This window comes from Bacillus sp. JJ1474 (assembly GCF_036965225.1).
Taxonomy (GTDB): Bacteria; Bacillota; Bacilli; order Bacillales; family Cytobacillaceae; genus Cytobacillus.
On the sequence record NZ_JBALPC010000148.1, the window covers coordinates 33,275 to 51,624 of the forward strand.

At 36.1% G+C, this 18,350-nt stretch carries 16 protein-coding genes and 2 pseudogenes; 15 read left to right on the forward strand and 3 right to left on the reverse strand.

Going from position 1 to position 18,350, the window contains the following annotated elements:
• Positions 1-4: 4 nt before the first annotated feature.
• From V7164_RS17445 to V7164_RS17455, 3 genes are read left to right on the forward strand one after another with little or no spacing between them, the layout of a single operon-like run.
• On the forward strand, positions 5-475 hold the full coding sequence (locus V7164_RS17445) for a hypothetical protein (protein WP_335354729.1): 471 nt from the start codon (positions 5-7) through the stop codon (positions 473-475).
• Positions 475-2,244 carry a hydantoinase B/oxoprolinase family protein gene (locus V7164_RS17450; RefSeq protein WP_335354721.1) on the forward strand — a complete coding sequence of 590 codons (1,770 nt, stop codon included), beginning with the start codon at positions 475-477 and terminating at the stop codon, positions 2,242-2,244. The genes V7164_RS17445 and V7164_RS17450 overlap by 1 nt, the downstream gene beginning before the upstream one ends.
• Positions 2,245-2,269: 25 nt before the next feature.
• Positions 2,270-3,067, forward strand: a complete 798-nt coding sequence (locus V7164_RS17455) for an enoyl-CoA hydratase/isomerase family protein (protein WP_335354722.1) — start codon at positions 2,270-2,272, stop codon at positions 3,065-3,067.
• Between the two features lie 449 nt (positions 3,068-3,516).
• Here the strand turns inward: V7164_RS17455 and V7164_RS25730 are convergent.
• Positions 3,517-3,642: pseudogene (locus tag V7164_RS25730) on the reverse strand (tyrosine-type recombinase/integrase); the annotation flags it as partial.
• Positions 3,643-3,810: 168 nt separating this feature from the next.
• Between V7164_RS25730 and V7164_RS17460 the strand changes: the two are divergent.
• From V7164_RS17460 to V7164_RS17515, 12 genes are all read left to right on the forward strand, one after another.
• Entirely contained in the window at positions 3,811-5,559 is a 1,749-nt protein-coding gene (locus V7164_RS17460) for a sigma-54 interaction domain-containing protein (RefSeq protein WP_335354723.1), read from the forward strand.
• Between the two features lie 196 nt (positions 5,560-5,755).
• Positions 5,756-6,577, forward strand: coding sequence for a carbon-nitrogen hydrolase family protein (locus V7164_RS17465; protein WP_335347233.1), 822 nt, complete (start codon positions 5,756-5,758; stop codon positions 6,575-6,577).
• 14 nt (positions 6,578-6,591) lie between these two features.
• Entirely contained in the window at positions 6,592-7,455 is an 864-nt protein-coding gene (locus tag V7164_RS17470; protein ID WP_335347232.1) for a transporter substrate-binding domain-containing protein, read from the forward strand.
• Between the two features lie 19 nt (positions 7,456-7,474).
• A complete protein-coding gene (locus tag V7164_RS17475) occupies positions 7,475-8,131 on the forward strand; it encodes an amino acid ABC transporter permease (protein ID WP_335354724.1) in 657 nt (218 codons plus the stop codon).
• 12 nt (positions 8,132-8,143) lie between these two features.
• Positions 8,144-8,872, forward strand: coding sequence for an amino acid ABC transporter permease (locus V7164_RS17480; RefSeq protein ID WP_335354725.1), 729 nt, complete (start codon positions 8,144-8,146; stop codon positions 8,870-8,872).
• Between the two features lie 17 nt (positions 8,873-8,889).
• The gene (locus V7164_RS17485; protein ID WP_335347229.1) at positions 8,890-9,669 is read left to right on the forward strand and encodes an amino acid ABC transporter ATP-binding protein; all 780 of its coding nucleotides are present in this window, start codon (positions 8,890-8,892) and stop codon (positions 9,667-9,669) included.
• Between the two features lie 30 nt (positions 9,670-9,699).
• The gene (speB, locus tag V7164_RS17490) at positions 9,700-10,701 is read left to right on the forward strand and encodes an agmatinase (protein ID WP_335354726.1); all 1,002 of its coding nucleotides are present in this window, start codon (positions 9,700-9,702) and stop codon (positions 10,699-10,701) included.
• 16 nt (positions 10,702-10,717) lie between these two features.
• The gene (locus V7164_RS17495; RefSeq protein WP_335347227.1) at positions 10,718-11,320 is read left to right on the forward strand and encodes an urea carboxylase-associated family protein; all 603 of its coding nucleotides are present in this window, start codon (positions 10,718-10,720) and stop codon (positions 11,318-11,320) included.
• Between the two features lie 525 nt (positions 11,321-11,845).
• On the forward strand, positions 11,846-12,889 hold the full coding sequence (locus tag V7164_RS17500) for a TRAP transporter substrate-binding protein (protein WP_335347226.1): 1,044 nt from the start codon (positions 11,846-11,848) through the stop codon (positions 12,887-12,889).
• Between the two features lie 74 nt (positions 12,890-12,963).
• Complete coding sequence (locus V7164_RS17505; RefSeq protein ID WP_335347225.1) at positions 12,964-13,482, forward strand: TRAP transporter small permease; 519 nt, start codon at positions 12,964-12,966, stop codon at positions 13,480-13,482.
• Between the two features lie 17 nt (positions 13,483-13,499).
• Positions 13,500-14,768 (forward strand): TRAP transporter large permease, encoded by a 1,269-nt coding sequence (locus V7164_RS17510; protein ID WP_335347224.1) that lies wholly within the window; start codon positions 13,500-13,502, stop codon positions 14,766-14,768.
• Positions 14,769-14,796: 28 nt separating this feature from the next.
• Positions 14,797-16,221, forward strand: coding sequence for an amidase (locus V7164_RS17515; protein WP_335354727.1), 1,425 nt, complete (start codon positions 14,797-14,799; stop codon positions 16,219-16,221).
• Positions 16,222-16,595: 374 nt separating this feature from the next.
• On the opposite strand, the pseudogene V7164_RS17520 reads toward V7164_RS17515, so the two are convergent.
• Positions 16,596-16,880, reverse strand: a pseudogene (locus V7164_RS17520) (IS3 family transposase); the annotation flags it as partial.
• A 472-nt stretch (positions 16,881-17,352) separates the two neighbouring features.
• On the reverse strand, positions 17,353-18,255 hold the full coding sequence (gene dapA, locus V7164_RS17525) for a 4-hydroxy-tetrahydrodipicolinate synthase (protein ID WP_335354728.1): 903 nt from the start codon (positions 18,253-18,255) through the stop codon (positions 17,353-17,355).
• Between the last annotated feature and the right edge of the window lie 95 nt (positions 18,256-18,350).

An 18,350-nucleotide genomic window follows, 5' to 3' on the forward strand; every position in this document is an offset into this window, starting at 1 on the left:
TCAAGTGTTGCAACGAAACATTAAGTTTGAAGTAGATGTACGTTATTTTAGACAGGGTCACGAGATCCCAATGGAGGTGACTATAGAAGAGTTAGAAAAAGAAGGACCACTTATTTTATCAAAGCGTTTTGATGTAATCCATGAACAAATTTATGGATTTAAGATGGAAACAGAAGTTGAAATTGTGAACATTAGAGCCGTGGCAATTGGAAAAGTTTTGTCCCCGTCCATCCCACTTTCAGATGAAGGAACTGAAGACGCTACTCATGCAATAATAGACGAGGATCATGAGGCCTATTTCAATGGAGAGTTTGTTAATACACCTATCTATGAACGAAATTTATTAAGGCCAAAGAATAAGTTGGAAGGTCCAGCTATCATTAGTCAGAAGGATACAACTACATTAGTCTTACCGGGTTACACAGCGGAAGTTGATAAAAATATGAACATCCTTATTAAGAAAGGAGATTTATAATGACGAAAATTGATTCCATTACCGTTGACATTATTGAAAACGCTTTAAAGAATATAAAAGAAGAAATGGATGTAACGTTATTTCGGTCAGCTATGTCTCCAGTAATCAGAGAGCAGCATGACTGCTTCCCGATGATCACAGATTCAGAAGGTAAGATGGTGGTAGGAAACTTCGGTTCACATGTTCCTGAAGTCGTAAAGCAATTTCCAGAAGGAATTAATGAAGGCGATGTTATTTTTGTAAGTGATCCATATAGTTGTGGAGGTTCGATTTCTCATGTTAATGATTGGATGATTATATTACCTATTTTTAGTGAAAATAAACTTGTTGGCTATTCATCAATGTTCGGGCATGTAATGGATGTTGGCGGCCCAGTTCCTTCTAGTATGCCTGTAACGGCAACTTCAATTTATGGGGAAGGTGTTCGTTATCCACCAGTCAAGCTATATGATAAAGGTGTATTAAATGAAGCAATTATTAGAATTATTAAAGCTAACACAAGAACGCCAATGGAAAACTACAGTGACTTAATGGCAATTGTTGCCTCATGTCGAACAGCAGAAAAGCGTGTAAAAGAACTATGTGAACGATTTGGTGTAGAAGCTTATTTTGGTGCATTGGATGCATTGTTAGAGCGTACTAACAAAATGATGCGTCAATTGATTCAAAACTTTTTACCAACGGAACCAGTTTCGTTCGAAGATTACATTGATGATGATGGTTTAGGGAATGGTCCTTTTAAAATGAAGCTTACTATATGGCGTAAAGGAGACCAAGCTTATTTTGACTGGACTGGAACAGATAAACAATCGCCTGGGCCGATTAACTATTTTTTAAGTGAACCAATGTTTAAAATGTTTATTGGTGCCTTCTTAATTTCAGTATTTGATCCAGCTATCAATTTTAATGATGGTTTCTATGATGTACTTCACGTAGAAACACCAGAAGGAACTTTAATGAGACCAATTGAACCAGCTGCTCTTGGTTGTCGTACCCACGCATTAAGTCGGTTGTTTGATGTGCTAAGCGGAGTACTATCTATTAACACACCCCAGAATAGCCCTGCCGCTGGATATGGGACTAGTCCGTATTTTATTTACTCCGGCTATGATGAAGAGAATAACTATTTTAATCTAATGGAAGTTATGTATGGAGGGTTACCAGGTCGACCAATAGGTGACGGTCTTGATGGACACTCATGGTGGCCAGCATTTGTAAATATTCCAACTGAGTATCTCGAAACCTATTATCCGTTGCGTGTAGAATACTATCGTACCGGTATTGATTCTGGAGGTGCTGGGCTCCATAGGGGTGGAAATTGCAATGAAAAACTCTATACCTGCCTTGCACGTGGTACCGTTTCCATTCATGATGATCGTGCTACTCTGCAACCTTGGGGAATTAATGGTGGAGAACCAGGTTCTTCATCTTCAAAACTACTAATTAAAAAAGATGGGACTAAAATCCCGTTGGCTTCTAAGGTGGACAACATTGAAGTTGAACCAGGAGATCAAATTTTGTTCATTACAGGTGGTAGTGGTGGATGGGGAGATCCTATTGAACGTGGACCAGAAAAGGTTTGTTTAGATGTGAAAAGAGGATTAACTAGCATTGACAAAGCCAGATCTTCATATGGAGTAGTGCTTAAACCAGTGACACTAGAAATAGATAAAGAAGCAACATTGATGCAAAGAAATCAAATAAAAAGCAATAGAGGCAACTTAGCAGCTTTTAACTTTGGAAACCGAGGTGAAGTAGTAAAAGTTTAAAAAATCTTACTCAGGGGTGGATCAAGTGAAAGACTATAGTACATTGATTATAGAAATATCAAATAATGTCGGAAAAATTAAGTTAAATAGACCGAATAAAGGGAATTCAATAACACTAGAATTAGCGAAAGAATTATACGAGATATCTGAATATTATAAAAATAACGAAGAAGTTAAAGTAGTGGTTTTAGAAGGTAATGGAAAGCATTTTTCAGTAGGAGGTGACCTTGCGTCATTTGCTGATACGGGGGCTAACATTACTGCTCATTTAAGAGAGGTAACCGTTTTTTTACACAAAGCAATTAACAATTTTGTAAGTATGAAGAAGCCAGTAATTGCTATTGTGAATGGTACCGTAGCTGGAGCGGGAATAGGCTTAATCTGTTCTGCAGATATAGTGATTGCTTCTGAAAAAGCTCAATTTGTTATGGCGTATACTAAAGCTGGTTTGACTCCGGATGGTGCATCTAGTTATTTTTTACCTCGTTTAATTGGAATGAAGAAGTCCTTGGAATTAACACTTTTAAATCGAATGATTTCAGCTGAAGAGGCAGAATCTTGGGGGTTAGTTACCAAGGTATGTAAAGAAGAAGAGATAGAAAGCGAGGTAAAAGAGATTGAAATTAATCTCGTAGAAGGCGCCACAGAAGCTTTAGGAAAAGCCAAAGCTCTTCTTTATGAATCTTTTAATAACTCACTATTAGAACAGATGGAATATGAGTCCTTAGAGATATCCAAAAGTGCCTCAACTTCAGAAGGTTATGAAGGAATCTCCGCTTTTTTAGAAAAACGGAAGCCTAATTTTATGAAAAAAGTTTACTAACAAAGGAAGTAGAATCGGAATAGGAAAGATAATTTATGAGAAAATATTGGGTAAACTTGTTGTGAATCAGAGGGGGAACTAACCGTATTGATCTTCACTGATTTGTCTATGTTACTGCACCCGAAAAGTTTTACATTATTGTGGTAGCACTTGTACCTTAACACGTGAAGCATAAGTGCATTGGCATTAATGGGTGACTATGCAAAATGTAGTTGAATTACAAAAAAAGTATTAATAATCTTAACAAGTGCAAAAAAATTATTCCTTTAATTAAAAATAAAAGGTCTGGATATTATTCCAGATCCTTTTATTTTTTCTAAAACTTCGACAAAGAATCCAATACATCCGCCAAAACACTGTATGAATCCTTCAGATACCTGCTCGTTGTCGTAATGTTGCTGTTGTCGGCGAGCTCCGTACTTTCACATTGGATAGCTCATATACACGAAGGCATGCGTAAGTAAATAAATTATTGCTTGCTCTCTCCGGAACTTTTCCTCCGGATATACTCCCCTGCTTTTGACGGGTTTCTTCCTTATTATATATAAAAGATCTTCAAACTCCTCCTCGGTTAAGACACATGATGTTCTCAAAATGAATTCATTAATATCCTGATTAATTGGAAATTTAGAGAATAGCAATCAATAAATAAACGAATATTAAAAATAATCTAATTTATCTGCTATAATAAAATATAAAAATCAAATTGGAGATTTTAAGATAGTTATAGAGGAGGGGACAATTTGTTTGATTTTCAAAAAATAAAAAGTGAATTTCTTTGGTTTCAGGAGTTAGATTCTTTTCAAAATTTCAAAGAGAAATTAGAACCATCATCTAAATTACCGGAAATTTGCTTTTTAGGTATTCAAACACTGGATACAGTTGAGTTTATTCGATTGAACAAAGAACAAAACAAATTTACCTCCTTAGAGAAAAGGATAGGCTCGATTGTTGATGTTGAATTACTGCCCCAATGGATTGAAAAAAGTGAATTTTTTGAGGTCACTGTTCTTAGGATTAATGGTAAAGTCTCTGGATGGATGGAGACAACAGCTTTACTTTCTACTATTTATGTCCAGGAGCGGGAAAAAAATAGACTTCAACAAATTGAAATTGAAGAAAAAAACTTAGATCTAAAATCAATTTTTGAAACCACATATGATGAAATTTTTGTAGCGGATAGCAATGGTATTACATTGAGAGTTAGTTCAGCACTTGAGAAGATATTAGGAATCAAGCGTGAAAATATTATAGGAAAATCGGTTTATGAGCTTGAAAAAGAGAGGATATTTTCCCCTTCCGTGACTAGAATTGTACTTGAAAGTAAGGAGAAGGTCTCGGTTGTACAAAAAACGAATAATGGAAGAATTCTTCTGGCAACAGGGATACCGATAAAGGACAAGGATGGACGTATTTTGCGTGTTGTTAGCGGTTCAAGAGATATTACAGAGATAGAGAGACTTCAAAAAGAGCTGGCTGAAACCCGGTCCCTAATTAAGTGGTATAAGAAACAATTAGATGAAGTAACTCCAATTACTACAGAAAAAATAATATACCAAAGTCCCAAAATGGAGAAATTAATGGAACAAGCAAAAAGAGTAGCTGAAGTAGACTCTATAGTGCTCATCACTGGGGAATCAGGTGTTGGAAAGGAAGGCTTAGCGGAATTTATACATCTTAATAGCAGCAGGTCGGACAAACCGTTTGTAAAAATTAATTGTGGCAGCATATCTGAATCATTAATTGAATCTGAACTGTTTGGATATGAAAGAGGAGCATTCACTGGAGCTTCTAAAGATGGAAAAATAGGTCTAATTGAGGCATCTCATCAGGGCACCTTATTCTTAGACGAAATAGGAGAGCTTCCTTTGAATTTTCAAGTAAAGCTTCTTCGAGTTCTTCAAGAAAGAGAAATTACTCGAGTTGGAAGTACGGTAGCAATAAAAGTTGACATTAGAATCATTGCAGCAACAAATAGGGATTTGATTAAGGAAATTGAAAAAGGAACTTTTCGGGAAGACCTATATTATCGATTGAATATTATTCCAATGCATCTCCCTCCATTAAGGGAACGAAAAGAAGATATTGTCCCCTTAATACATTACTTTCAAGGAGTGTATAATGCCCGATATCATCTAAATAAACAATTTTCAAATCAAGTTATTCATAGGTTACTTTCTAATCCGTGGAATGGAAACATTCGAGAATTAAAAAATACAATTGAAAGACTTATCGTTTTATCAGATGGTCAGTTGATAAAAACAGAGGATTTACCATTTACTTTGAGTCCAGACGATAATGTTAGCGCAGATCATGCTATTGAGGTAAGAGAACTATTACCACTTAAAACAGCAAAGGCGTTATTAGAAAAAAAAATGATGGAACTAGCTACTCAAAAATACTCCACCACTAGTGAAATTGCGAAAGTATTAGAAGTAAATCAATCCACTATTAGTAGGATTGTTAAGAAAGTTCAATGCAAAAATGCATAATGTTTATGCAAAAAAACATATTACAAAGGCGGCCTAAATTTACGGAATATTTAAAATATAATAAAATCATTATGCGTTTTTGCATAAATATATTTAGAAAAAAGCAAGAGATCCCTCAATCTCTTGCTTTTATTTTTGGCACAGTACTTGCAAGTATTATTAGCAAACGTCATAAACAGGGAGCTGATTTTAATCATTGCTAGCGAATTATAAAGTTGGAGTTGTTCAAATGTCATGCGTATTAGGTGATAAAGCTGCAAATATGGAGAAAGTCATGCTCTATATTAAACAAGCAATTGATCAAGGGGCAAAGCTCATTGTACTTCCTGAGCTATTCTCTACAGGTTACTGTGTTGAGGACTTAGATATAAAACTAGCTGAAACTTTAAATGGCGAGACTATTAGTAAATTACTTAATGTATCACAAGAGAACGATATTTATATTGCAGGAGCAATTATCGAAAAAGGCAATGAGCATGGAATGCTATTTGATACTGCATTTCTTGTTGGTCCAGAAGGATTAGTTGGTCATCATAGGAAGATACACCTTTGGAACGGAGAAAAGGACCGATTTTTAAAAGGGGATGATTACTCAGTATTTCAAACAAAGTTAGGATCAATAGGGCTACAAGTTTGTTATGAAATAGGTTTTCCTGAAGGGGCTCGAATTCAAGCCCTTAAAGGAGCAGATCTAGTACTTTATCCATCTGCGTTTGGGTTACCTAGATTATATGCTTGGGAGATTGCTTCTCGTGCACGAGCTTTGGAAAATGGAATTTTTATTATTGCAGCTAATCGTGCGGGAAGGGATAAAAATGTTGTGTTTGCTGCACATTCAAAAATTATTTCTCCTAATGGTTCTGTTGTTGTTACCGCAGGAGAAGAGGAAGGAATTATTGTTGGAGAAGTTAATTTAGACTATGTAGCTCAACAAAGAAAAGAAATTCCTTATCTTGATGACATAGAACAAATCAAAATTCTAAATCACCTAACAGATTGTTTATCATACCGAATTTAAGGGAGGGAAAGATAGTGAAAAGTACACGTAAAATGAGCGCCTTTATTATGAGTATAACGATGATTTTAGTTTTGTTTATCAGTGCATGCAGCTCTTCTAATACGAGTTCCAATGCCGGAAAAGGCAACTCCACTCTTGAAGCCATTAAAAAGAATGGGAAGGTTACTGTAGGAACCGAAGCTGCATTTGAACCATTTGAATTTATAGAGAATGGAAAAATAGTAGGCTATGGATCTGACATTCTGGCTGTTATTGTAAAAGATTTAAATGTTGAACTGGAGCAACTGGATCTTCCTTGGCAGGGAATTCTCCCAGGGCTTGATGCAAAAAAATTCGATTTTGTGGCAACTTCAGTTTCTATTACGCCGGAACGTGCTGAAAAGTATGACCTAACCGTACCGATTGCAGATGGTACATTAGCAGTCCTAAAAAGAAAAGGGGATTCCTCGATACAAAAGCCTGAAGATATTGCAGGGAGGGTAGTTGGTACACAATTAGGATCCGGACAATTAAAAGGATTACAGGCATATAATGAGGAGTTGAAAAGTAAAGGAGAAGGTGTAAAGGAAATTAAAGAATATGTTGGGTACCCTGAAGCCTATCAGGAACTAGCGACAGGTAGAATTGATGCCGTTATTAATACAAAGGCGAATTTATCGACAATATTGAAAAAGAATCCAGATACTTATGAAATGGTTGATACATTTGGTGAACCGATGTGGCTATCTTGGGCTGTTAGAAAAGGAGACAAAGAACTTCTTGAATATCTAAATAGTAAAATTTTAGAGTTGCGTGATAATGGACAATTAGAAGAAATGCAAATGACATGGTTTGGATTTACGATGGAAATTCCAGATTCCGGCTACCTGCCAGAATAAAGGGTAGGGAGAGGAGCGTATGGATATTAAATTTGATTTAATTATCAATAGTTTACCGGTTTTGTTAAAGGGAGCCATGATTACCCTCCAGATGTCAATATTAGCCATAATCACTGGAACATTATGTGGATTATTACTAGCCATTTTCTTGCTCAGTAATAACAAGTTTTTAGAAGTTCCTACGCGAATATTTATTAATTTAATGAGAGGTATTCCTTTCTTAATTCAGATTTTTATTGTGTATTACAGTTTTTCAAGCTTTGGTATAGAGATCCCAGCATTTGCAAGTGGAGTATTGGCAATGGCCCTCAATACAGCTGCCTTCCAAGCTGAAATAATAAGGGCAGGTATTGAATCTATTCCAAAGGGGCAAAGCGAAGCAGCTGTCGCCTTAGGTATTTCCAAACGGCAATCGATGTTGCGAATTATTATTCCACAAATGTTTGTGAAGATCCTCCCTTCTATTACAAATGAGCTAATTACTTTATTGAAAAACTCATCACTTGTTTCTGTAATAGCTGTAGTTGACCTAACTCGTGTTGGGCAGCAGATAGTTAGCACAAGCTACAGTCCGGCAGAAATTTATATTGCTGTAGCATTATTATATTTCCTAATGAATCTAGCAATTTCACAAGGAGCAAGATTTATAGAGAGAAGAACGGCCATCTATCGCTAGGGAGGTTGAAAAATGTTTTTCGATGTAACGATGGTAACCCGTTATGGCGTAGTCATGTTAGAAGGGTTTCTAACTACTTTATATATTTGCTTCATAGGACTTCTGCTTGGTTTAGTGTTAGGAGCCGTTGTTTGCTGGATTAAAATGAGGTTTTCTAAATGGGGTTCGGGTTTAGCTAATGTCTATATTGAATTTTTCCGAGGAACCCCCTTTTTAATCCAGCTTTTTCTTTTATATTATGTCGGTCCGGTATTTGGTATCGACCTAAGTGCAACGGTAGCAGGGATACTAGGGCTGAGTCTTTACGGTGGGGCATACTTTGCAGAGATTTTTCGATCTGGGATACAGTCAATTCCTAAAGGACAAATTGAGGCAGCTCGTGCATTAGGAATAGGAGAGAAAGCCATTTTGGCAAGAATTGTGATTCCGCAGATGTTAGGACTCATTATTGCTCCTTTAACTACTCAAATCATAACATTAGTTAAAGAATCGGCTATTCTTTCAGTTATTACTGTTCAAGAGTTAACGTTTGTTGGCCAGCGTGCGATTAGCGAAACATATAATTACGTTGAAGTTTATACGATGGTCGCACTATTATATTGGGCACTGGTCACCACCTTATCCGGACTATTTAAGAGATGGGAGAGATATTCGACTGAATATATGAGAGCTAAAAAAACCCCCTCTAATGGAATCTTAATAATAAAAAAACAGGATATGAATATTAAAACTTTGTCCTGATGAAAGAAGGGAGAAAAATGACTGAAACATTAACGAAAACAGAAGCAATTATAGTAAAAGGATTAAAGAAATCTTTTGGTCACCAAGAAATATTATCATGTATTGACTTAAATATTAAACACGGTGAAGTTGTTTGTATTATTGGACCTAGTGGTTCTGGGAAAAGTACGCTGTTACGCTGCCTAAACCTATTAGAGAGTCCAACAGGAGGAAATATATCTATAGATGGTGATGATATTTTTCCGCAAAAAGACACTTCTAGGAAAAATGAAATGAACCTGCGCCAAATTCGCTCTAAAGTTGGAATGGTCTTTCAACAGTTCAATCTTTGGCCACATAAAACCGTCATAAATAATTTAATTGAGGCCCCTTTGCTTGTTCACAAAAAGGATAAAAAACAGGCAGTGGAATTTGCAGAAAAACTATTGAAGAAGGTTGGATTAACGGAAAAGCGTGATGCATACCCTTCTAGTTTATCAGGAGGACAACAGCAGAGGGTTGCTATAGCAAGAGCACTTGCGATGGAGCCTAAAATAATGTTATTTGATGAACCGACATCCGCACTTGATCCCGAGTTGGTAGGAGAAGTTTTAAAAGTCATGAAGGATTTGGCCTCCGAAGGTATGACGATGATTGTGGTAACCCATGAAATGGGTTTCGCTCGTGATGTAGCTGATAGGATTATCTTCATGGATCAAGGCATTGTAGTGGAGGAAGGGCCGCCAGCAGAAATTTTTTCACATCCAAAAAGTGAAAGATTACGCCAATTTTTGACTAGCGTGCTTGGAAATAAATAATAACTTTAGTGATTATGAGGAGGAGATATTATGTACGAACCAAATAAACAATATGTTAAACAAAAATTGAATTTACCATTCACAGGAATTTGTTCCTTTGGTAAGTATCCGATTTGTACAAATCTAGATGAACTGGATGCAGATATTGCTATTATTGGAGTTCCGTATGATATGGGAACCCAATGGCGTTCTGGTACTCGCTTTGGCCCGCGCAGTATTAGGGAAGGGTCTACCCTTTATAGCTTTGGATTAGAAGGTTCCTACGATCCGGAACGAGATACTATGTTTTTAGCACCACCATTAAAAATTGTCGACTGTGGAGATGTTGATATTGTTCATGGCGATCTTAAACAAAGCTTCGAAAATATTGAACTAGCAATAAGGAAAATAGTATCAAAAGGGGCATTCCCTGTTGTATTAGGTGGAGATCATTCCATTACAATTCCAGTGGCAGAGGCCTTAGATTCACTAGGACCTTTATGCGCCATTCAAATAGATGCTCACTTGGATTGGGCAGACGAGCGATCAGGACAACGTTATGGTCATGGAAGTCCAATGAGACGCATGGCTGAAATGGATCATATTAATGAAATGGCTCAGCTCGGCATTCGTGGAATTGGAAGCAGTAAAAAAGGAGATTTTGATGATGCTAGGGCTTACGGAAGTGTGATTTTGAGTCCGAAAGAAATAAGAAAAATAGGGATTGAAGGTGTATTAAGCCGTATTCCAAAAGGTGGTCGCTATTTCCTTACAATGGATATAGATGGCCTGGATCCATCACTTTGTCCAGGAACAGGTACCCCATCTCCGGGGGGCTTTTATTATGATGAAGTAAACGAATTATTAGAGGCCATTACAAATCACGGAGATGTAGTAGCATTTGATCTTGTTGAAGTAGCTCCTTCCTATGATCCTACAGGAATGACAGGCCAAACAGCAGCACGGATAATTCTCGATCTATTGGGATTCATCACAAAAAAATGGGAAACAAAAAAGAGCACTGTAGTAGAGAGTGAAACAGTTGATGCATGAAAGTGAGGGAAATGAATTGGAAAAAAGAGAATTTTTAATTCCAGGTGGAACAGGTTATTCATTTAAATTAAATAAAGGACAATATTTGAAAGTTATAGACGTAGAAGGGAAGCAAGTCGCTGACTTCATTGCAATAAGTGTAGATAAAAGGGATGAGTACTTATCTACTGCACATACTCGTACAATGAATGGACGGCTCTTCGTTACGAAGGGTGATAAGTTGTTTAGTAACTATCGCAATGCCCTTTTAGAAATGGTAGAAGATACTATAGGCGTGCATGATACTCTTTATCCTTGTTGTGATCCACAACGGTATAAACTGGATTTTAATGTTGAAAATCATAGAAATTGCCGGGATAATTTTGCAGAGGCTCTTAAAGAATACGAGATTGATTATGGATTTATACCAGACCCACTTAATTTATTCCAAAACTCTCCAATCAATCACGATGGCACCTTTGCTGCTATCGTTGAACCAGAATCACAACCTGGAGACTATGTTGTATTTAAAGCATTTTCAGACCTGATTATTGGAATCTCTGCTTGTCCACAGGATATGGTACCAACCAATGGATATAATATTACAGATATTAAGGCGGAAATTTTCAATAAATGGTAAAGAGTAAATTTAAATCCACTCTATTTGAAAAATAGTAGACATAGGGAAAAAGGAATCACGTACAGGAGTATCGTGATTCTTTTCTCTTTCCTAACCTGAAATTTAATCTTAGCAGTTTCATATAATCCTTATTAATAATTGTTCAAATAACCTTTACTTCCAAGTCTTCGCCACACATATAGCCATTGCGAACGAAATAGAGTTAGATAGGGAATAAACTCCTGTTGTTTTATTAATAATAATGTATCTGATATTTAACTTGAATTTTCTGATAATATTTATTATTCTAAATATTATATATGTCGACGGACGACAGCTGTTAGATAGGGAGCCTGAAGCCAGCTAAAAAGACTCAAGAATAGTTCAGAAATCAGCAATACGTTAATAATGGCAATTTCTGTTTAATCATTAATGATCATGTTCAAAAAAATCTATAAAAAGGACTCCCAATTAAGGAGGTGTTAGTAAAAGAAATTTTTTTTGTAAGAAAGACAATAAATCTATTAAATTCAAGGAGGATTATTCATGAAAGGTTTTAAGAAATACCTTTTAACAGCTATTTCAATTGCTTTATTAATCTTTTTATCAGCATGTGGTAATAAAGAAACAGCTAATAACTCAGCAAATAGCGGTGACGGCAATGAAGTTCAGAACTTAACAATAAAACTTGCCCATGAGGTTGCAGAAAATACTTCTCAACATAAAGGTTCTCTTGCATTTAAAGAATATATAGAAAAAGCTTCCGATGGAAAAATCAAAGTTCAAGTGTATCCGAATGGACAACTTTTCGGAGATAAAGATGTTTTTCAAAATATCGTTGCAAATAATGTTCAATTTACGCAAATAGATATGGCGAAATTGGTTGGTGATGACCCACGTTTTAATATTCCATCATTACCATTTTTATTTAAAGGGGATGATGAGGCCGTTAAATTCTGGGAAGGCGAGAAGGGTAAGGAAATTCTATCAAGCCTTGAGAAAGATGGACTTTATGGTCTTGCAATGTGGCCGAATGGACCGAAGCATCTTACAAACAACATTAGACCTATTAAGTCACCAGAAGATTTAAAAGGCATAAAATTCCGCACTCAAGGTGGTCAAGTATTAGAAAAGGTATTTTCAACAGTCGGGGCTGGCTCCGTATCGATGCCATTCACTGAACTTTATACTGCCCTACAACAAGGGACAGTTGATGGTCAAACAAATACATTTGTAAACATTGAATCAAAAAAGTTTGACGAGGTTCAGAAGTATTTAACTATTACAGGAGAAGCACGGGTAGACTTAGCGTTTTTTGTAAACAAAGAATTTATGGATAGTTTGAATGAACCGACACGAAAGATTATTGAAGACGGTGTAAAAGCGTCTACAGAGGCAGCAATAAAAGCTGCTAAAGAAATGAATAAGGAAGCCCTAGAGAAAATCAAAGATAGAGGAAATATGGAAATAACGGAACTATCCGATGAAGATCTACAAGCATTCCATGATGTTTGGGCTCCTGTTTATGATGCATTTTCTGATGTAATAGGTCAAGAGTATATTGAAGCTGCTAGACAAGCCAACAATTAATTGATGAACAAGATTGTGGAATTCTTTCCATAATCTTGTTTCATATTTCTTTTATTTGGAAAGGAGGCTATTTAATGAAAAAGGTATTTCAGATTTTTGAGAAAGTGGAGGAAAGAATAGCTGTAATTCTATTTATTCTTGGGTCTATTATTTGTATCTATGGTATTTTTATGCGTTATGTCCTTAATGCTCCGGTTACTTGGTCAACTGAAATTTTTGAAACACTAATGGTTGCCTCTATTTTTATTGGTTTTGGAATGGCGCTAAAGGATGAACGTCATATAGTAGTAGACTTAGTCTATGATAGGATGTCTCCAATTAATAAAAAGGTGATGAATATAATTAGTAACTTACTTGGATCAGGGTTTAGTGTTTATCTAACAATCATGGGCATTAAAATGGTGAATGTTGCTCAAAGTCAGGGGAGGGTAAGTATTGATGTTGGGATTCCGATTTGGATTACTTACTTAATTATGCCAATCGGAATGGCGCTGCTTTCATTGTATTTCCTATTAAGAACTGTCAAAGCAATTCGTACCCCAGCTCATAAGGAATTATATGACAAAGAAGATAGTGTTAAAAATGCAATTTAGTAGAATGGGGGTCCGTTATGAATCCAACAGTGGTATTACTTATTTCATTTTTTGTTCTATGTTTGATTAGAGTTCCTATTGCTGTCAGTCTTGGATTATCGAGTATTTTTGCATTATTTTTAATTGATTTCACTATGTATCCAGTTATAGAAAAAATGTTCCTATCCGTTAATTCATCAGCTTTAATGGCAATTCCTGGATTTGTTTTTGCAGGTATTATAATGGCCAGGGGCGGCATTTCTTTCTATTTAATAGAAGCACTAAAATCATGGGTTGGTCACTTTAAAGGAGGACTTGCACTTGCAACAATCCTAGCTTGTATGATTTTTGCTGCTATTTCTGGTTCTAGCCCAGCGACAGCAGCAGCTATTGGCACGGTCATGATTCCGGCAATGGTTGAAGCAGGTTATAGCAAACGGTATGCAATGGGACTTGTTGCAGCCGCAGGAACCCTTGGGATATTATTACCACCTTCTATCCCACTAATTATTTATGGAGTTGTTTCCGAACAATCAATTGGAGACCTCTTCACTGCTGGTATTTTACCAGGTATACTCTTAGGCTGTCTTTTAATGATTTCAGCTATTATTAATGCGCGAATAAAAAATTACGGTACAATGCCAAAAGCCAGTATGTCAGAGAGAATTAAAAAATCCCGAAAAGCTTTATGGGGATTTATTTTGCCAGTTTTAATTTTAGGTGGTATTTATACAGGTATAATGACTCCTACGGAAGCTTCGTTTGTTGCGGCTCTTTATGCAATCATTATTTCTGTGTTTGTATACAAGGAAATGAAACTTGAATTATTTTATAACGTCACGAAAGAATCAATTAATATCACTGCTATGATTTTCCTAATCATAGCATCAGCAAATATATTCGGAATGTTCTTAACAACTGAACAAATTCCTCAAACGGTGGCTCATTGGATTGAATCAAGTTCTACAAATGTATGGGTATTTTTAATAGGTGTCAATTTAATGTTCTTTGTATTGGGAATGTTTCTAGATGCTGTTTCTATCATTCTCATTACTTTGCCGATTTTATTACCAATATTAATCATGTTTGACTTAAATTTAATTCACTTCGCAATTATTATGACAATAAACATGGAGCTTGCGATGATTACGCCGCCTGTCGGGTTGAATCTGTTTGTGGTAAGTGGGATAACAAGGGAAAAGGTAGGAAATGTTGTACGCGGTGTTGTCCCATTCTATGCAATATTGATAATAGGTCTGGTTGCTGTCATAATTTTCCCTCAGATTTCACTATTGTTGGTTAAGTAGTATAAAAATTTATTAGGAGTGAATCTAATTGAAAACAAAAGAGGATTTATTAACCTATGATATTACGAAAATTTCTAACTTGATTAAGGAGAAAAAAGTGACTCCAGTAGAAGTTACTTTACAGCTGCTAGATCGAATTGCAGATGTTGATCAGGTAATCAACTCTTTTATTACAGTCGATCGAGAGGATGCAATTAGACAAGCGATACAAGCTGAGCAGGAAATAGAAGCAGGTATATACAGAGGTCCGCTTCACGGAGTTTCTATAGGGCTAAAAGATATAATTTATACAAATAACATGAGAACTACAATGGGATCTGAAATATATCAAGACTATATTCCAGAATACAATGCCACCGTTGTTGAAAAATTGAAACAAGCTGGAGCTATTATCATTGGAAAATTAAATACACATCAATTTGCATATGGTCCTACTGGTGATCGCTCTTTTTTTGGCCCAGTAAAAAATCCTTATGATACACAAAGGATAACTGGAGGATCAAGTAGTGGGTCTGGAGCGAGTGTATCTGCATGTTTAGGCTTTGGATCTTTGGGAACCGATACAGGTGGATCTATAAGAGTACCAGCTTCCTTTTGCGGAGTTGTTGGAATAAAACCAACATATGGGAGAATTAGCAAATATGGAGTTTATCCTCTTTCTTGGACACTTGATCATGTTGGTCCATTAACTCGAACTGTAACAGATAATGCAATTTTTCTAAATTCTATTGCAGGGTATGATCCTAATGATCCTAGTTCAATCCAGCGCGATACTGAAGACTTTTCCCGATTTATAGGAAAAGGAATTGAAGGCATGAAAATAGGGCTACCTTCAACATACTATTTCGATGATTTGAACGGAGAGGTAAGGAACATTATTGAAAAATCCATTGAGGAATTACGTGATCTTGGGGTGACTATTAAAACTGTTGATTTACCAAACATTGAAAAGTTTGCGGAAGCCCATAAGGCCATTTTAAGAAGCGAGGCATATGCAGTTCATGAAAAAAATTTGATGGATTATCCAAATCAATGGGATGACGAGGTAAAAGAGCGTCTATTAACAGCACTTGATACAAAAGGGTATGAATATGCACAAGCTTTGCAAACTCGTCAACTTGCTAAAGATGAGTTTAACAAGGCTTTAGAGGAAGTCGATGTACTGCTCACTCCTACCTTGCCGATATTACCACCGAAAATTAATGAACGTCATGTCGATCTAGAAAAATATGAAGGACAACACATACGTTGGTCGATTATAAAGTTAACCGCACCTACAAACTTTAATGGCTTTCCAAGTTTGTCCTTACCATGTGGATTTTCTTCTGATGGAATGCCAATCGGTGTACAGTTTATTGGTCGGGAATTTGACGAAGCAACATTATATCGCTTTGGCTATATCTTAGAACAAAAGCTTTCTATTAATACATCGAAATTTACCATTGATAAATAATAGAAGGGCCAGACTTTTGTTTTGTGAGGATGTTCAATGGATGAAAAACAACCGAAATTTCGTATGTCTTTTAACAATGTTAAATTGAGGTGTTTTCACCTCTTTTTTCATAAGGGGAAATAAACATTTCTTCACTATATTCCCTTGTTTATTTATTTATTTATGGAAGAGGAAGAAAGTTTTCAAACTCTACTCCTGTTAGTCAGCAGAATTCTCTAAAATACTTTTTTTGGAAGAGAAGTCTGGAATTCCTAATGATTTGGTAACGAATAATGCTTTAAAACCTTAAATAAGAGACCAGGTACTTAAAGAAGTCCTGTTTTAATGAAAAGTGACCAATCTTTGAAGTGAACCCAAAAAGTTAGACACGAATATTAGGCAGCCTCTTGGGCATGAGTTCGGTATTGTACGGGACTCATGCCCTTTAGTTTTGCCTTAATTCGTTTGTGATTATAGTAGTAAATGTAATTTTCTAATTCTAGTTTAAAATGCTCCATACTCTCGAATTCTTTGAGATATAGTAATTCAGACTTTAATAAGCCAAAGAAATTCTCTATGACTGCGTTATCTAAACAATTCCCCTTACGGGACATACTTTGGACGATTCCACGTTCTTTTAATGCGTGTCGATATTGCTTCATTTGATAATGCCAGCCTTGAATTGTTTCGTTGTCCTCATCAGCTGTTTTTAAATCTTGGATATCACTCAAAGGATTCTGCTACAGCTTATTATTTTGATTGCCCAGGAATAAAACTTCGCAGCGAATTTAGTCGCCGGTTGATGGGAGAGAATTATATGATGAGTATTACATAAGAAAGGGGGGAGTGAACGTGTATTATGTATATTATGTGACGAGTTTGATTTTGATAAGTTTAAATTAGGAGCTAAGCTTCTTTGCTAATTAAGTGGGATGAATAGTCGATTTTCATATTAATCTTTATTTATCACTTAAGAGGAAGGAGATATTAGAGGTATTTCATTAGAAAACGCAACTCTAGCATTGAACAAATAGGGTGCTCAAATCTATGTATCCATAGTATTGAAGCACCCATTTTTCACTAGCTGTTCTTAATAATCGTATTCGTGTAAAAGATACTGCTCATTTATTAAATGTACACAAGCTTTCGCTATCATACTGTTTCTTTGACGGCGTACCCTAGTTCACTCAATTTCTCCCGGATTTTTTCTTTTGTTTCTGTAGTGGCAGGGACTAACGGTGAACGCACGGTGCCGCCTGTAAAACCTAGAACTTCAAGCCCTGCTTTTAAGTTCCCCGGGAACGGAATTGCGTCCACAATATTGTAAAGACCTATCAATTTTTTATTAAGCTCTGCCGCTGCTTTCACATCGTTTTCTTTTACTATTAGGTCGTACATCTTAACAATTTCCTTCGGGATAAGATTTGGAATAACACAAATTGTTCCATGCCCTCCAATCGCAAGCGTCGGCAGTAACGTATGCTGATAACCTGTTAAAACAGAAAAGTTTGGAACGTCTTTCGTTGCATCAATTGATTGAGAAATGATATCAAATTCTGTTGTGTTTTTTATTCCTACAACCCCATCAATCTGACTTAATTCATAAATTAGTTCTGCATCAATTTCTACTCCTGTTCCTCCAGGATAGTGATAAACAATGATACCTATACTTGAATTTGCGGCAATTACTTTAAAGTAATCGACAATTCCTTCTCTTGTCGTTTTCAAGTAATGTGGTGTTAGGATCAATGCGCTTTGTGCCCCTGCATCTGCAGCAAATTGTGTAAGTGCAATAGTGTCTTCCGTTCTGTGGCAACCTGTTCCAGCAATTACGGGAACACGACCATTTACATCTTTGATAACTTCCTTAATCAGTTCCTTTCTCTCTTCTGTAGTTAATAACGTATACTCACCTGTACTTCCGGCTACCACTACTCCATGTACACCAGATTCAATTAAATGATTGATAAGCTTTTTGTTTCTAATAAAATCAATACTTCCATCCTCATTAAATGGTGTTGTTAAAGCTGGAATAATTCCTTTAGGTACATACATTTCTATACCTCCCGTTTGTTTTTTGTTTTAATGGACTAATGGTATTACCTTTTGAGGAAAGTATAACAAAGAGTGAATTAAAAGACAATACTAAA

What these genes read in the sequence shown, in the direction of transcription:
- V7164_RS17450 (WP_335354721.1), top strand. Translation starts at nt 475, where the DNA reads ATGACGAAAATTGATTCCATTACCGTTGACATTATTGAAAACGCTTTA.
- V7164_RS17475 (WP_335354724.1), top strand. Translation starts at nt 7,475, where the DNA reads ATGGATATTAAATTTGATTTAATTATCAATAGTTTACCGGTTTTGTTA.
- V7164_RS17480 (WP_335354725.1), top strand. Translation starts at nt 8,144, where the DNA reads ATGTTTTTCGATGTAACGATGGTAACCCGTTATGGCGTAGTCATGTTA.
- V7164_RS17485 (WP_335347229.1), top strand. Translation starts at nt 8,890, where the DNA reads ATGACTGAAACATTAACGAAAACAGAAGCAATTATAGTAAAAGGATTA.
- speB (WP_335354726.1), top strand. Translation starts at nt 9,700, where the DNA reads ATGTACGAACCAAATAAACAATATGTTAAACAAAAATTGAATTTACCA.
- V7164_RS17500 (WP_335347226.1), top strand. Translation starts at nt 11,846, where the DNA reads ATGAAAGGTTTTAAGAAATACCTTTTAACAGCTATTTCAATTGCTTTA.
- V7164_RS17505 (WP_335347225.1), top strand. Translation starts at nt 12,964, where the DNA reads ATGAAAAAGGTATTTCAGATTTTTGAGAAAGTGGAGGAAAGAATAGCT.
- V7164_RS17510 (WP_335347224.1), top strand. Translation starts at nt 13,500, where the DNA reads ATGAATCCAACAGTGGTATTACTTATTTCATTTTTTGTTCTATGTTTG.
- dapA (WP_335354728.1), bottom strand. Translation starts at nt 18,255, where the DNA reads ATGTATGTACCTAAAGGAATTATTCCAGCTTTAACAACACCATTTAAT.